The following is a 15092-nucleotide window of genomic DNA, read 5'->3' on the forward strand; positions in this document are numbered from 1 at the left end:
GTTGAAGCAGCGTGAATGACAAGCCGGAAATTACCGATCAGCAGTTAGTGAAACTGGCAGGCGAGAAAGCTTTTTCCCGGGGGAAGGGGTACTACCAGGAAGGACGGGTTACAGACCTGACGATCCGGGGCCAGAGGATTTCAGCCAGTGTTATGGGCAGCGAGGTTTATCAGGTCAATCTGGTTTATACCCAGAGTGCCCTGGACGGCAGTTGTAACTGTCCGGCTTCTGATGGCATCGACTTTTGCAAACACTGTGTTGCTGTGGCTATGGTGTTGCGAGATAAAGTCTCTGTTCCCCGGGTGAAAAAAGGCGCACAGGCCACAGACGTATTGGCCGCTTATTTATTGCAGATGCCCAAAGAAGAACTGGTGGGGCACTTTGTTGAAATGATAGACGCCAGTCGTTCAGTGCGAGAGCACTGGTTGCTCAAGGCTGAAACAGCACTGGGCATTATGGACCGAAAAACCATCCGTAAACGAATAACCGCCGCTATCCCCTACAATCGACATTACTTTAGATACGCTCAAGTCAGGCAGTATTTTGCCAATGTCGAACAGGTTCTCTCTAATCTTGAACCACCTTTAAAAAAGCTGGCAGCTACTGATCAGTTGGCGTTGCTGGACTATGCTATGTCAAGAATCGTCCGTGCGCTGGAGACAGTGGATGATTCCGGAGGTTTCAGGTTTGAGGCTGTCGCTCAGTTACAGAGGATGTATGTTGAGGCCTTTGCTTCACTGAACTGGTCTGAAGCGTCCAAGGCTCAGCATCTGTTGGAGTTGCTGCTCAAGGATGAAGATGAATGGCATGGCCGCGTCCCGGATGATTTCAGTGAAGTTATGACGCCAGAGTGTCAGAAGACTTTCCTGGAGATCGCCCGGGCTCGTTGGGATGAGTTACCCAGGCTGAAAAGTGATAACTGGCGGGATCGCCTCATTTATGACCGGTTGCTCAGTGTCCTGCAAGTCGAACCCGAACTGGAAAATGACTACAAGACATTGATTCAGCTCTATAAAAAGATTGCCATGACTGAGAAAGACTATCTGGTTATTGCGCGCTGTTATCTGGAGCTGGATGAGCATGACGAAGTCCACAATTATCTTGATAGAGCTCGGCAGAGCAGTCGTTTCGGTGAATCAGCTGAGATTCATGAACTGCAACAGTTGCTGCTTTTGAAAACGGGGCGAAGCTCTGAAGCTTTGCAGGATGTTTGGGAGCAATTTAAAGAGTCACCAACACTGTCCACTTTTGAGTATTTGCAGGAGCTTTCACAAGACCTGAACAGTCAGCAAGACTGGCGGCAAAAAGCCATAGACTGGATGAAAGAGCGTGTCGTTAGTACTCAGGGGTATCTCCACCACCGTGTGTTAAACACACTGATGATGACTTTTCTTGCCGAGTCCGATCTGGAGTCGGCCTGGCAACTGGTTACAGATGCAGAACCGGATGTGGCATTGCTCTTCGAGCTGAGGAAACATTTTCGGCAGGATGGAGAACGCTCTTTTGCTCTCTATGGGAAGCTGGTTGAAGCTTGTCTACAGAAAAAAACGAATAATAGTTATAAAGAGGCGGTCGAGCTAATGGCCGAGTGTCAGCAGATATTGACTGGACTGAATCAGCAGCAGGCATTCAGTCATTGGTTTGAAGAGCTGCGCGAAAAGCACAAGGCTAAAAGAAACTTTATTCGTTTTCTCGGTGAGGCGTTTCCCGGCTTTTAGACTCAGGCTCCAAGCGGCCAGCTTTCAAAGGCTGGCTCTTCATAAGGGTGTGCCGATCTCAACGCTGCAATGGCGGCTTTCAGATACTGGTCCTCGCAGATCATTTCAACCTTGAATTCCTGAACGGTTTCCAGCTTACCCTGGCTACCGATAAAAGGATCGCTGCCATCCAGCGCTCTGAACTGTCCCTGACCTAACGTTTGCCAGCAACAGTTGTCGTACTTTTCATAACGACCGGCACCCGCAGCAAAGACGGCAGTCTTCACTGATTCAAGATGACTTTCAGGGACAAAAAAACAGAGCTTATGCAAAGACATGTCGTTTTCCGGCAAAATGATTGATAACAGGATTGGCGTACATCCTCAGGAACCAGGGTTGATGAGCCTCCGGGCACTGGGTTATGCGATCATTGAAGTCTGTGACTTTATCGTCGAGCGATTCTTCCGGGCAAAACCTTTCAAACAGAGCCTCTAAAGTGCACTCTGTGACATTGGGATAGCCACTGCGGAGCCGATCAAAGGCAATCAGATTGGAAGCGAACAGATGGTAGTTTTGATGAACCTGGCGATCTACCTCTTCAACAACCTGATTGGCATTTTCATACTCCTCGAACAGCGGTGTACCGAAAGCCACATGAACCTTGCCTTTGAAGCCTTCGATGCCTGTCACTATGCTTTGCAGGTCTTCTCCTTTAAATTTTTCGTAATTACCCCAGGTTTCAGTGGCGTGGAGTTCTCTGGCTTTGGCCATATCGCAGGGGTCGTATTCGTAAGCAATCGAAACCGGTACCAGGTTCATGGAGCGAATGCTGTCGGCAAAAGAGGTTTCCGCAGCCTTTCGGCTCATGTGGAGCATTTTGATGATAGCAGAGTCGGTTTTGTCGTCACCGTCTTTTGCCCGGCCTTCACTTTGAGCGATCCAGACGGGATGCCCGGTATCTATGGAGTGATGAATATAGGCTGACAGTGTCTGATAAGACCTGAGTTTTTCCCGGCGGCCTTCCACAGAGCGTTTGACGATAAAGCTTTTGTTAAGACGCATCAGGTCGCTGACAAAAGGTCTTTGCAGCAGGTTGTCACCAATGGCTATTCGAACGGTTTGCATGCCCTGTTTGTAAACAGCCAGATTGACAAAAGCCGGGTCCATGACAATGTCCCGGTGATTGGACAGGAACAGATAAACCTGCTCTTTGTTGAGCTGATCCAGTCCGGAAAAGCTGATGCCGGAAGTACTGCCTTCAATGACGCGGGTCAGGTAAGGTTCAATGACGTGTTGCAGTCCATCAATGTCATGTATGTTCTTCAGTTTGTAGCGCAATCCGATGGCTGTCAGCCAGCCTGCAATACCATTAAGGAAAGCAGGCATATCAGGGTATTGATGACGCACCAGTGCCTGAATAAGCTCACGGTCTTGCAACAGGCGGTCCAGGACGGGCCTTACTTCCTGATCGTGATAGGGGCGGATCTCTTCAAAACGTTCCATCTGTTTCGGGTGGTTGCCTTTTATAACAGCAGTGAGTGAAACCACGAGTATATAGTTATTAAAACAAAGGGTCTGTAGCCGGGTTGTGGCACTTTGTAACGGTTTGAGAATGGCTGGACGTATGAATGTTTGTTGATGTGGATTTAAATGATTATTGAGTTGGTGATAATTGAAACCTTGCAGAATTCCCTGCCTTGAGTGTGTATACTCTGCCCAATCGAAAAAATCAGTGTTTCAAAAATGAAATCATTGAGCAGTCGACTGCTCAAAATGGCTAGAGGTAATAGATGTTATTGAGTAAAAAGTGCCAGGGTGGGCTGCTGGCCATGACATTACTGTTTTCCCTGAGTGGCTGGGCTACTGACTTTTCCGGTCTGTTGAAGCGGGCCAGCTCAGGTGATGAACAGGCCGTGCTTGAAGTGGGTAGCCTGTTGGTTGCTGGTAAAGTCATGCCGCAAAATGCCAGTCAAACCCTTTCTCTGCTGGAACCTCTGGCAAACAGGGGTAATGTTCAGGCGGAACTTTTGCTGGGCAAGGCCTATCGAGAGGGTCTGGGGGGTGTAGCTAAAGATCCCAAAAAAGGTTTTGAACTGATCGAACGGGCCGCAGGTCGACAGGGCAAGAGTGCAGAGGCTCAGTATGAACTGGGGAAATCGTATTATAAAGGGGCAGGCACAGACCGCAACCTGATTGCTGCTTATATGTGGACTGCCCTGAGTCTGGAAGATTCCGAGGGGGACTTTCTGACAGCGGCCCGTAAACAGAAGCAGGAGCTGTCTGAACTGCTCAACCCTGCCCAGAGAGCTAAAGCGAACGAGCTGGTCAGCCAGATCAGGACGGTCTACCTGAAGTAAGCTTGCTTGACGACGATAGCCGTGTTTTTATTAAAAGTATGATCAAGATATTCAGCCCTGAAAATCTCCTTGAGGCTCAATGCCTCAAGGATGTTCTGGAGAGCCATGGCATTGCCTGCCATCTGGGAGGTAGCTATCTGGCGGGTGCCGTGGGTGAACTACCCGCTACCGGTCTGCTGGCTCTCTACGTTGACGATTACGATGCCGGTCTGGCTAAAGAAATGATCGAGGATTACCTCAGGGCGTCCCCCGTTTTGGAAGAATCTGATCACATTCAGGAAGAGTGATTATGTGTGGTCGTTACACGCTGATGGCTGATCAGATCGACCTGGGGTGTCTGGGTATCCACCAGACGGAAGTCAATATTCCCTCCTATAATGTTGCGCCTGGTGAACAGGTGCTTATTGTCAAAAATAATGAGCAGGGCTGTTTTGAAACCGCGCGGGTTAAGTGGGGGCTGGTTCCTCACTGGCTGCAGGATTTTTCCAGAGCCCAGATCAATGCCAGAATCGAAACCGCTGCCGATAAACCAATGTTTCGTAGTGCCCTCAGAAAGCAGCGTTGTCTGATTCTGGCCGATGGCTGGTTCGACTGGCAAAGGGTAGGGGATCACAGTCAGCCATGGTATATACGTCCAAAGTCGGGTGGTTTGTGCCTGTTTGCCGGTCTCTGGGAGAGTTATCCTGTGGACGACCAGTTGAGTTTCGAGTCCTGCGCGATTCTTACTCGTCCTGCTATCAGTGATATTACACCGCTGACTGAGAGAATGCCGGTTCTGTTGCAACAAAAACAGGCCAGGGAGTGGCTGGGTGAGCGCTATAAGACGGTTCTGGCGAGTTTGGGCAAACCGACTGAGACAGTCAGTAAACTGTCTTTTTATAAAGTGGGCAGAACGGTGAATCATGTTTCGAACAAGGGACCAGAGTGTGTGAAGAAACTGGTTGCTCGCAATTAAACGACTCCCCCGTTGCCAACGACTAAAGGTGAGAGGAGTCTTGAGGCTCCCCTTACCTGATTAATGGCTACCGGTACCCTATTCTGAAGTGCTTCGAGGATCAAGTGTCTGCCCAATAAAGAGGATTCTTTTTGTTATTTTATTATGCAATACATAAAGAAATGGTCGATTAAATTGGACGGATTTTCTCTGATTGTCCCTGGTCGATCTCGTAGAAATAAGGTGTGTGACAGCTGCGGCTCGGGTCCCATTTTCATTAAGCTCAATCGCACAATGTTGATGAGCCTCATCAATAGAAACAGCTAGAGGATTGGATAGCATAGCGCCTAATTCCAGGGGTCTTGTAAAAAGAGGATGTAAAGCTGTTTTAATTAAAAAATCGCTCAACTCAATGTCCGAATCCACTTTAAAGGGTGGAAGTCCAATAGAGATTTTTGAACATGATGGACATGATTCCCCGGAGTTTAATGATGAAAATAATGCCATTATTATTTCTGCTGATATCTCATGGGGCATTATCCCTTGGGGAGGTAAAACTAAAATCATTTCATGGGCTCCCTGGTAAGGAACGGTGACTGCTTCCCAATCATTGTGATTTGTGTACTGGGAGGAACTGATTTCACCCACCATAAATTCGTTCAAATTGACTCTCTGACCGTCGGGTAAAGTAAATTTAGCTTTTCGGACATTAAAAGACCTTTCCCAAAGCCCTTTGAAGTAAATAGAATTTATGAGTGCCATGGTGGTATCTGGCGACCATTGGTCGGCGTAGCAAAATTGTGGAACCATGCCATGGGTTAACTGGCTAAATAGTTTGTTGAGCTCATCAGCAAGGCTTTCTAAAGATACACCATCGAAGAAGTTGATGTTATCACGAACATCGACGTTTACTTCTTTAAGTCTCTCACGATAAGTTTCCTTAAGTTCAAGTCCACTGGACAAGAGCATAGTGTTCGAGATGGAGTATTCGTCCTGTGCAGAAGATGTTGCGGTTGATGCTACTGCAAGGGATGGCTCAGAATAATTATCTCCCAGGTAGCTTTGAAGCAACCGCCTGGTTTCTCCAGTAGCCCCCATGAGTAATGGTACCAGAGCTCGAAAAAGGCCATCAGGGGAGATAAGAAAATTTTCAGGCGTTACTTTTGCTGCCTGATTAAATACACTTATAGCAAGCTCCAGATGCCCCTTGGACTCAGCCGCCCGTGTACCAGGATCCGAATCAGGGCTTTCTGGTGTTGCCGATTGGACAGGCATTGTGTCACCTTTAAGCTTGTCGTCAGAATCTTCTTCATGAAACGCCGGGCAGGCTGAAAATTTTTCACGATCCTGATTGATGCCGCAGTTGTCATTGGTCAAAGCCCAGAGTTGTGAGGGTAGCAACAGGAAATAAAGCAAACAGACCAAGAGCAGAATGCGCCTGTGCTGCAAGGCTATATCGGGAGATTTAATTACCTGAGCCATGCTGGCACCTTATAACTTACTGATTTCAGGGGTTGTCTCAAGATGACCTTCCTGTTCACTGAACAGCTCACCTGATTAATGGCTACCGGTACCCGATCCTGAAGTGCTTCGAGGGTCAAGTATCTGCCCAATAAAGAGGATTCTTCCTGTTTCTTCATCAATCAAAAAATAAAGAAATGGTCGATTAAATTGGACGGATTTTCTATCATGTCCTCCTCTTCCAAACGATCTCGTTGTACCGGTGCGTGTGACAGCTGCGGCTCGGGTCCCAGCTTCATTAACCTCAATTGCGCAATGTTGACGAACAAAATTAATAGAAGCAGCTCGAGGATCGGATAATAGCATATCTCCTAATTCGAGGGGGCTGGTTCCTCTAAAGACGACGCCTGTAAAAACAGGACGTAGAGGTGTTTCTCTTAAATAATTGCTCAACTCCATGTCCGAATCAACTTTAAAGGGTGGAAGTCCAATAGAGATTTTTGAACATGATGGACATGATTCTTCGGAGTTTAATGATGAAAATAAAGTCATTATTATTTCTGCTGATATCTCATGGGGCATTATCCCTTCGGGAGGTAAAACTAAAACCATTTCATGGGTTCCCCGGTAAGGAACTTTGACTGCTTGCCAATGTTCGTGACTTGTGTATTGGGAGGAACTGATTTCACCCTGCAACCATTTGTCCAAAATGACTTTGTTGACGACGCCGGGTAAAGTAAATAAACCTATCATTCCGACTTGAAAAGAGTCTCTCCAAAGCGCATTGAAGTAAATAGAACTTATGAGTCCCAAGGTGGTATCTGCCGACCATTCTCTGGGGCTGCAAAATTTTGGAATCATGCCATGGGTTAATTTGCTAAATAGTTCGTTGAGCTCATCAGCAAGGCTTTCTAAAGATTTACCGTCGTCGAACCTGATTTTTTCACGAACATCGAGGTTTACTTCTTTAACTCTCCCACGATAAGCTTCCTTAATTTCAAGTTCTTCGGACAAGAGCACAGTGTTCGAGACGAAGTAGTCGTCCTGTGCAGAAGATGTTGTGGTTGCTTCTGCAGGGGATGGCTCAGAATAGTTATCTCCCATGTAGCTTTGAAGCAATCGCCTGGTTTCTCCAGAAGCCCCCATGAGTACTGGTACCAGCGATCGAAAAAGGCCATCAGGGGAGAAAAGAAAATTTTCAGGAGTTTCTTTTGCTTTTGCTGCCTGACTAAATACACTTATGGCAAGCTCCAGATCCTGCTTGGACTCAGCCGCTCGTGTACCAGGATCTGGATCAGGGTTTTCTGGTGTTACTGATTGGTAAGGCATCGTGTCACCCTGAAGCTCGTCGCCAGAAACTTCTTCATGAAATACCGGGTAGGGTGAAGATTTTCCAGGATTTTCGTTGTTGCCGAAGTGGTCATAGGGCGCAGCCCAGAGTTGTGAGGGTAGCAACAGGAAATAAAGCAAACTGACTAAGAGCAAAATGCGCCTGTGCTGCAAGGCTATATCGGGAGATTTCATTACTTGAGCCATGTTGGCACCTCATAACTTCTCAATTTCAGGGATTGTCACAAGATGACCTTCCTATTCACCGGACAGTTGCCCTGAGGAGTGGGGAATGGAACCCGTAGTACAATATAGGATGGTTTTTTGGTGAGTGCCTGAAAAATTAAACCTGCTCAAGGGTCGAGGGAATTGACGCTGTAAAAATTAAAGATTTAATGTCTATCGATGGCTATTTACCCAAAAATCTCTGAGAACACTATTCCATCTGGCTTGCAAAGAAAGGGTGATGGGGAGTCGTGAGGCTCCCCATGTCAATTATTGGGACCCGAACCTGAAGAGTCTTCTTTCAAGTCCGGGGATCAAGTATCTGTCCAATGAAGATGATTTTTTTTGTTATTTTATTACGCAATATATAAATGAATGGTCGTGTAAAGTTAATGGGCTTCGGAAAACTCATACCCGTTGATGTAAAAAAACCGACGTGTGTTACAGCTGCGGCTTCGGTTCCTTGTTCATCAACTTCTATGACGCTGTGCTGATTAAACATATTAATAAAAACAGGTGCTGGATTGGATAGCATAGATCCTAAGCTGAGTGTGCCTGTAAAAAGAGAGTGTAAAGTTGTTTGAGCTAATGTATTTATCAATTTAGTGTCCGAGTCAACACTAAAAGTCGGGAGTCCAAGACCAAGAGGAACTGATGAGCTTGAAAATAATAGCTCTTTGGAGTCTAATGATGAGAATAGTGCCATTATTATTTCTGGCGATACCTCGTGGGGCATTATCCCTTCCGGGGGTAAAACCAAAATCATTTCATGATCTCCCTGGTAGGGGACGGCAGCTGCCCTCCAATCATTATATTCAGCCTCCTGGTCAGCATTAATTGTTCCATCCATAAACCCGTCTAAAACAACTCTTTGATTATCGGGTAAAGTAAATGTTGATCCTCCAATTCGTTTCCTGAAAAACGTTTCCCAGAGGCCTTTGAAGTAAACAGAATTTATGAGTGCCATGGAAGTATTGGAATGCCAATCATTGTCCTGGCAAAATTCTCGAACCAATCCATGGGTTAATTGGCAAAATAGATCGTTGAGTTCTTGAGCAAGGCTTTGTAATGATGCACGGTCGGAGAAGTTGACGTTATCTCGAATATCGGCGTTTATTTGTTCAAGCTTTTTTTTATAAGTTTCCTGAAGAGTATGCCTATTGGAGACAAGCAGGCAATTGGCAATACAGTATTGGTCCTGTCCAGAGGCTGTCGCGCCTGATGCTGTGGCACCGGATGGCTCAGAATAATCCTCTCCCAGACACTTTTGAAGCAATTGCCGGGTTTCATCAGTGGCCCCCATCAGTAACAGTGACAGTGTCTGAAAAATGCCATCAGGGGACAGGACCAGATTTTCAGGAGTTGCCCGTGCTGCACGCCTGAATATATCTATGGCAAGACCCAGAGTCCCGTGTGATTCATCTGCCTGTGCACCGGGATTTAAATCATGACCCTCATCAGCAGAATCAGAACCGTCTTTTGTTCGACATAAATAGCAGGGTTCAGATTCTTTAAATAAGTCATCACTGTACTCACGGCCGCACTTTATACAGTTCACTGCCAGAAGTTGTGAGGGTATGAACAGGAAGCAGAACAAACAGGATAACACTGAAACGGACCTGTACTGCCTGGCTATATTGGAAGCCTTGCCTGGTGAAGCCATGTATGTACCTTGTCGTCTTAATCTTCGGTTAGGAATATCGTCCCTATCTTATGAACCGCTACCCTGCAGAATGGTCAACCTAGTGTTAAATCAGGCACTCAATATAGGATGGTTTCCTGGTTGGCGCCAAAAAAACAAATCAGTATGAAGATTAAAATCTTTCTAAGCCACATTCTTCTTCGTTTGCAACAAAGGGTGGGGGGTCGTGAGGCTCCCCCAACCCCGATTACTGGGTACCCGATCCTGAAGTACCTGCTCCTGATTTCCGGGGATCAAGTATTTGCCCGATGAAGATGATTTTTTTTGTTATTTTATTACGCAATATATAAATAAATGGCCGTGTAAATTCAATGGGCTTAGGGCTATTCATACTAAATCCTCTCGAACAACCGATGTGTGTTACAGCAGCGGCTTCGGTTCCTTGTTCGTTAACTTCTATGGCGCTGTGTTGATTAAACACATTAATTAAAACAGGTACAGGCTCCGATAGCATGGTTCCTAAGCTGAGTGTATTTGTAAAAAGAGAATGTAAAGTTGTTTGAGTTAATGCCTTTATCGAAAGCCAGACCCTATCGGAATATTTGCTTAGTAAAACCACGTTTGTACCTTGTTGACTTAATTTTAGGGTTGGTCTCAAATCAGAGTGTGTTGAATTTATACAAAATCAGCGAGGGAGCCAAGAGGATCTCCTGATCCCGATTAACGGGTTCAGGATCATGAAGTGTCTCTGAGATAAAATATCCGCCCAATATAGATGATTATTTTTGTCATTCTATTACGCAAGATATAAATAAAGGGTCGATCAAATTGGATTGGTCGTATTGTATCTCCCTCGTGTGTTCTCTCAAAATCAGTGTGCGTTAAGGTTGCGTCCGGGGCTGCCTGGTCACTATACACATTCATACGAGCAGGCATCGTTGGTATAGCTCCTGAACTCAGATCACTGGTAACAACTGAAAGTAAACCTGAACCTGAACGACTTAAAGCTTCGCTCAAGTGAGTGCTTGTATCAACGCGAGAGGGTGGAAGTCCGTGAGTTGTCGTTGAAATGGATTTTTCGGAGTCTAATGACGATAATAATGCCTTTATTATTTCTGAACTTAGTCCATAAAGCACTATCCCTGCCGGTGGTATAATCAATACCATTTCTTCATTTCCCCAGTTGGGGTAGGGAAAGGAAAATGCCTCCCAATCATTGTGATGGGCGTATTGGGAAGGTCTGATTTCTTCATCCACAATTCTACGCAAAGTGGCGGCCTGGTCGTTAGGTAATGAGGTAAATAAACCTGCTGCATTTTGGGTTCCAAAAGACCTTTCACGCAGCCCTATGAAGTAATAAGCACTTATGAGTTCTGTGGACCAGGATCGGGGCCAGACGTTGGAGTTGCAGAAACGTTGAATTATACCGCTGGTTAACTGGCAAAATAGACTGTTGAGCAACAGGGCTAAGTTTTTTATAGGCCCACGGTTGGTGAAGTTGACATTACTACGAGCATGGCGGTTTGCTTCTTCAAGTCTCTCTCTGTAAATTGCCAGAGGATCAGGCTGACTGGCTGCGAGCCAGTCAGTCATATTCCGGTTTTTCTCCTGTCCGGATTCTGTAGCGCGTGATGATGCTGCACCGGTTGGCTCAGAAGAATACTCTCCCACATAAATTTGACGCAATTGCTCGGCCGCACCGTCAGCACCCACATGTAGCAGCAACATTGCCACTGTCTGAAAAAGGCCATCGGGGGAAATGACAAAATCTCCATGAATATTTGCGGCAACATGGCCAAGTACATTGATGGCATAATCAAGATTTCTCTGGGATCCATTCACTTGCGCACCAGGATCTGAATCAGGGTTTACTCCTGTCGCCCCCTGGGGAGGTGCTGTGTCATGTTGAGGGGGCTGACTCTCAGCTTCTCTATTACATGACGCTGTTGGGCAAAATTTAAAGTCTTCCTGATCGTAATTGAAGCCGCATTGCTCACAAGTCACAGCCAGAAGTTGCGAAGGCAATAAGAATATGTGGAGTAAACAGACCAGTACCAGGTCGACTCTGTAATGGCAGTCTGGATCGGAAGATTTTCTGAGTAAAACCACGCTTGTACCATGCTGCCTGAAGTTTTAGGGTGAGCTGGAATAACCTTCCTGTTTTTTTATGGAACGTTATTTTGCCGAACACTCAATCGAGTGTGAAATCCATAGTCCAATATAGGGTGGTTTTCTGATCAGCGTCCAGATAAAAACTAAAACAATTTGAAGGACATAGAGTGTCGACGTCGTATAAAACAAATGTCCATTGTCTTTTCATTGCTTATATCCCTCATTAAATCTTTGGAAGTCCCATTGACCTTCGCTTGCGAGGAAATCAGCGAGGGATTTATGAGGCTCTCCTGATCCCGGTCAGCGGGTTCACAATCATGAGGCGTCTCTGGGATAAAATAACCGACCAATGTAGATGATTCTTTTTGTTATTCTATTACGCAAGATATAAATAAAGGGCAGATCGAACCGGATTGGTTGTATTGTATCTCTCTCATGGTTTCTGTCAGAATCAGCGTGTGTTAAAGCTGCGCCCCGGGTTCCCTGTTCACTAAACATATTCGAACGAACTGTCAGATCTGGTATAGCTCCTGAGCCCAGATCACTGCTAGCAATAGAAAGTAAACCTGAACCCGATCGACTTAGAGCTTCACTCAAGTCAGTGTTTTTATCAACTTCAGAGGGTGGGAATTCGGTAGTTGTCGTTGAACTGGATGAAAAGGGTTCCTTGGAGTCGAACGAGGATACCAAGGCCGATATTATGTTACACTTTAGCCCATAAAGAAACACCCCTGCCGGTGGTAAAACCAAAATTATTTCATTGTCTTCCCGGAAGGGAAAGTTAAATGCTTTCCAATTATTGTGACGTGCGTATTGAGAAGGATTGGTTTTTCCTTCGATAATTCTTTTTAAAGCGTCTGCTTGATCATTGGGTAAGTTAAATAAATAGGCACTATCGGTCCCAAAAGACTTTCTCCACATCCCTCTGAAGTATAAATAGCATGCGTGTTCTATGGAGAAAGATAACTGAAAGGAGTAAGCATCGGGAGTGCAATAATCTTGAACAATACCATGGGTTAATTGGCAAAATAGTCTGTTAAGCAGTTGGCCAAGGGTTTGGGTTTGTCCGCGATTGGTGCAGTCGACATTACCAGGAGTATTGTCGACTTGTTTAAGTCTTTCTCTATAAACTGCCAAAGCCTCAGGTTGACTGGCTGCGAGCATGATAATCGAAGAAGGGTCTTTGTTCTTTCCACCGGCTGTTGCGCCTGCACCGGATGGCTCATAATCATAGCCTGGCCAATAAATTCGACGCAATTGCTCGTCCGTACTGTTGGTACCCGCTTGTAACAGTAACAGCGTCATTGTCTGCAAAAGGCTGTCAGGGGACATGACAAAATCTTTAAGGATATTTGCTGATGCCTGGTAAAATACCTTCATTGCAAAATCAAAATTTCCCTGGGATCCATCCACTTGTGCAACAGGATTTGAATCAGGGTTAACTGGTGTTGCCCTTTCAGGAGGTGCTGTGTCATGTTGAGGGGGCTCACTCTCAGCTTCTATGTTACACGACGGTGTTTGGCAGGATGAAAGGGTTTCATCATCGTAATTCAGACCGCAATTTCCACAAGTCACAGCCAGAAGGTGTGAGGCTGGCAACGATAAATAGAATAAGCAGAGCAATACCATAAGGATCCTGTAATGGCAGACTGAATTGAAAAAATGACTGAGCAAAACCACGTCTGTACCTTCTTACCTTGGTTTAAGGTTTTTTACTTGCCATAACCTCTCTGTCTACCGAACCCTTGCCCTATGGATGCGATCAACTGAATACGAAATCTGAAATTCAATATAGGATAGTTTCCTGGTTGTATCCCATCCAGAATTCAATCCACTCGTCGGGTAATTACATAGCCATTGGATTTGACGGTCAGTTTAAAAAGTTGCCTCGTCAGCAAAATCTGTGGGGCATTTCTGGTTCGGGCAGCTTGCCCAGTACATCCGCCTTTCACCACCCCTATCAGGAATACATGGACTCGTAATAATTAAAAAGACACCCATAAATTTGCTTTACCATCCACCTGGTCTACTTTTTCACCCATCACTGATTTTTTACCCAAACAGGTGAGTCCATGGCTCAGGCCCGCAATACTCTGATTGACACCGGCTCAACGCCTTATTACCACTGCATGGCAAGATGTGTTCGTCAGGCTTACCTCTGTGGAGAGAACCACCTGACTGGCAAGAACTACGAGCATCGCCGTCAGTGGGTGGTGGATAAACTCCGGGAACTGGTTTCAGTCTTTGCTATCGAAGTCTGTGCTTACGCTATCATGTCGAATCATTATCATGTGGTTTTGCACATCAATCAGTCATCTGCCAGAGGCTGGTCACGGAATCAAGTGCTTCACCGTTGGACGACCTTGTTCAGAGGTCCGCTTTTGGTGCAAAGGCATCTGGCCGCTGACAAACTGGGCAGCGCTGAGTTGTCCCGTATTGATGAATATGCTGAGGAATACCGGCGTCGTTTAACGGATATCAGCTGGTTTATGCGCTGCCTGAATGAATATCTTGCTCGTGAGGCCAACAAAGAAGACGAATGTAAAGGACGCTTCTGGGAAGGTCGCTTTAAAAGCCAGGCATTACTGGACGAAGCAGCGTTACTGACCTGTATGATCTATGTTGACTTGAATCCGATTCGGGCTGGTAAGGTAGAAACACCGGAAGAATCAGACTACACGTCGATTCAGGAACGCGTGGAGCAGGTTACACACTCTGAGACTAAAAATCAGCCGCTGACCCTGAAACCTTTTTGTTTGCAGGGCCAGAACACGGACGTTGCCCTTCCCTACCTTCTTCATGACTATCTGGAACTGGTTGACTGGAGTGGCCGCATTGTCAGGACAGACAAGAAAGGTTCCATCCCGTCGTGTACCCCTCCTATTCTTGAAAGATTGGAAATTGATCCGGATGAGTGGCTGAAAACCATGCAATGGAATAATCGTTTTTATCGGGCAGTTGGCCGTCTGGAGGCGATGAAGGCTTATGCACTTGAAGCCGGACAGAAGTGGCTTCGAGGTTTAAACGCCTGCAGTCGTTTGTACCTGACAGGTTAGCGTAGAAATCAGTTAAGACGTCAAAGACCCTCTCTTTATCTCTCTTCGACTTATGTCGGAATGAATTTGCATTGTCTGAATTATGGCTTGAACAGCCTCTGTTCGTTGGATGGCGCTGTGTGGCTCGTTGATACGCTACTTGAAGATAGATTTTTCTGATCCTTTTTGGGAGTACAGATTTTTGAATGTCTTATTTTTTTATTTTTTCCCTTGAAGTGACATTTTTTATGGGTGTCTTATTTTTTTCTGACGAGGCCTTTTTTTTATGGGTGTCTTATT

Annotated in this window: 13 protein-coding genes; 5 read left to right on the forward strand and 8 right to left on the reverse strand. The window is 45.9% G+C overall.

Going from position 1 to position 15092, the window contains the following annotated elements:
* Positions 1-11 precede the first annotated feature (11 nt).
* Positions 12-1718: an SWIM zinc finger family protein gene (locus ACOJUO_RS18980; protein ID WP_422137821.1), complete on the forward strand. Its 1707-nt coding sequence runs from the start codon at positions 12-14 to the stop codon at positions 1716-1718.
* Positions 1719-1720: 2 nt separating this feature from the next.
* On the opposite strand, the gene ACOJUO_RS18985 is transcribed toward ACOJUO_RS18980, so the two are convergent.
* Positions 1721-2035, reverse strand: coding sequence for an NGG1p interacting factor NIF3 (locus ACOJUO_RS18985; RefSeq protein WP_422137822.1), 315 nt, complete (start codon positions 2033-2035; stop codon positions 1721-1723).
* Entirely contained in the window at positions 2022-3200 is a 1179-nt protein-coding gene (locus tag ACOJUO_RS18990; RefSeq protein ID WP_422137823.1) for a 1-acyl-sn-glycerol-3-phosphate acyltransferase, read from the reverse strand. The genes ACOJUO_RS18985 and ACOJUO_RS18990 overlap by 14 nt, the downstream gene beginning before the upstream one ends.
* A gap of 287 nt (positions 3201-3487) precedes the next feature.
* Here ACOJUO_RS18990 and ACOJUO_RS18995 point away from each other — a divergent pair, with 287 nt between their 5' ends.
* Genes ACOJUO_RS18995 through ACOJUO_RS19005 form a run of 3 tightly spaced genes read left to right on the forward strand, consistent with a single transcriptional unit; the run spans position 3488 to position 5009 of the window.
* Positions 3488-4054: a tetratricopeptide repeat protein gene (locus tag ACOJUO_RS18995; RefSeq protein WP_422137824.1), complete on the forward strand. Its 567-nt coding sequence runs from the start codon at positions 3488-3490 to the stop codon at positions 4052-4054.
* Between the two features lie 2 nt (positions 4055-4056).
* Entirely contained in the window at positions 4057-4341 is a 285-nt protein-coding gene (locus ACOJUO_RS19000; protein WP_422133501.1) for a DUF2007 domain-containing protein, read from the forward strand.
* Between the two features lie 2 nt (positions 4342-4343).
* Entirely contained in the window at positions 4344-5009 is a 666-nt protein-coding gene (locus ACOJUO_RS19005; protein ID WP_422137825.1) for an SOS response-associated peptidase, read from the forward strand.
* Positions 5010-5087: 78 nt separating this feature from the next.
* On the opposite strand, the gene ACOJUO_RS19010 is transcribed toward ACOJUO_RS19005, so the two are convergent.
* From ACOJUO_RS19010 to ACOJUO_RS19035, 6 genes are all read right to left on the reverse strand, one after another.
* Positions 5088-6470 carry a serpin family protein gene (locus tag ACOJUO_RS19010; RefSeq protein WP_422137826.1) on the reverse strand — a complete coding sequence of 461 codons (1383 nt, stop codon included), beginning with the start codon at positions 6468-6470 and terminating at the stop codon, positions 5088-5090.
* Between the two features lie 75 nt (positions 6471-6545).
* Positions 6546-7985 carry a serpin family protein gene (locus tag ACOJUO_RS19015; RefSeq protein WP_422137827.1) on the reverse strand — a complete coding sequence of 480 codons (1440 nt, stop codon included), beginning with the start codon at positions 7983-7985 and terminating at the stop codon, positions 6546-6548.
* Between the two features lie 319 nt (positions 7986-8304).
* The gene (locus ACOJUO_RS19020) at positions 8305-9666 is read right to left on the reverse strand and encodes a serpin family protein (protein WP_422137828.1); all 1362 of its coding nucleotides are present in this window, start codon (positions 9664-9666) and stop codon (positions 8305-8307) included.
* A gap of 226 nt (positions 9667-9892) precedes the next feature.
* Positions 9893-10264: a serpin family protein gene (locus ACOJUO_RS19025; RefSeq protein ID WP_422137829.1), complete on the reverse strand. Its 372-nt coding sequence runs from the start codon at positions 10262-10264 to the stop codon at positions 9893-9895.
* A gap of 116 nt (positions 10265-10380) precedes the next feature.
* Positions 10381-11754: a serpin family protein gene (locus tag ACOJUO_RS19030; RefSeq protein WP_422137830.1), complete on the reverse strand. Its 1374-nt coding sequence runs from the start codon at positions 11752-11754 to the stop codon at positions 10381-10383.
* Between the two features lie 318 nt (positions 11755-12072).
* Positions 12073-13170 carry a serpin family protein gene (locus ACOJUO_RS19035; RefSeq protein ID WP_422137831.1) on the reverse strand — a complete coding sequence of 366 codons (1098 nt, stop codon included), beginning with the start codon at positions 13168-13170 and terminating at the stop codon, positions 12073-12075.
* 659 nt (positions 13171-13829) lie between these two features.
* Between ACOJUO_RS19035 and ACOJUO_RS19040 the strand changes: the two genes are divergently transcribed.
* Positions 13830-14813 (forward strand): transposase, encoded by a 984-nt coding sequence (locus ACOJUO_RS19040; RefSeq protein ID WP_422137832.1) that lies wholly within the window; start codon positions 13830-13832, stop codon positions 14811-14813.
* Positions 14814-15092: the final 279 nt, after the last annotated feature.

The organism is Endozoicomonas sp. ALC020, assembly GCF_049275935.1.
Classification (GTDB): Bacteria; Pseudomonadota; Gammaproteobacteria; order Pseudomonadales; family Endozoicomonadaceae; genus Endozoicomonas_A.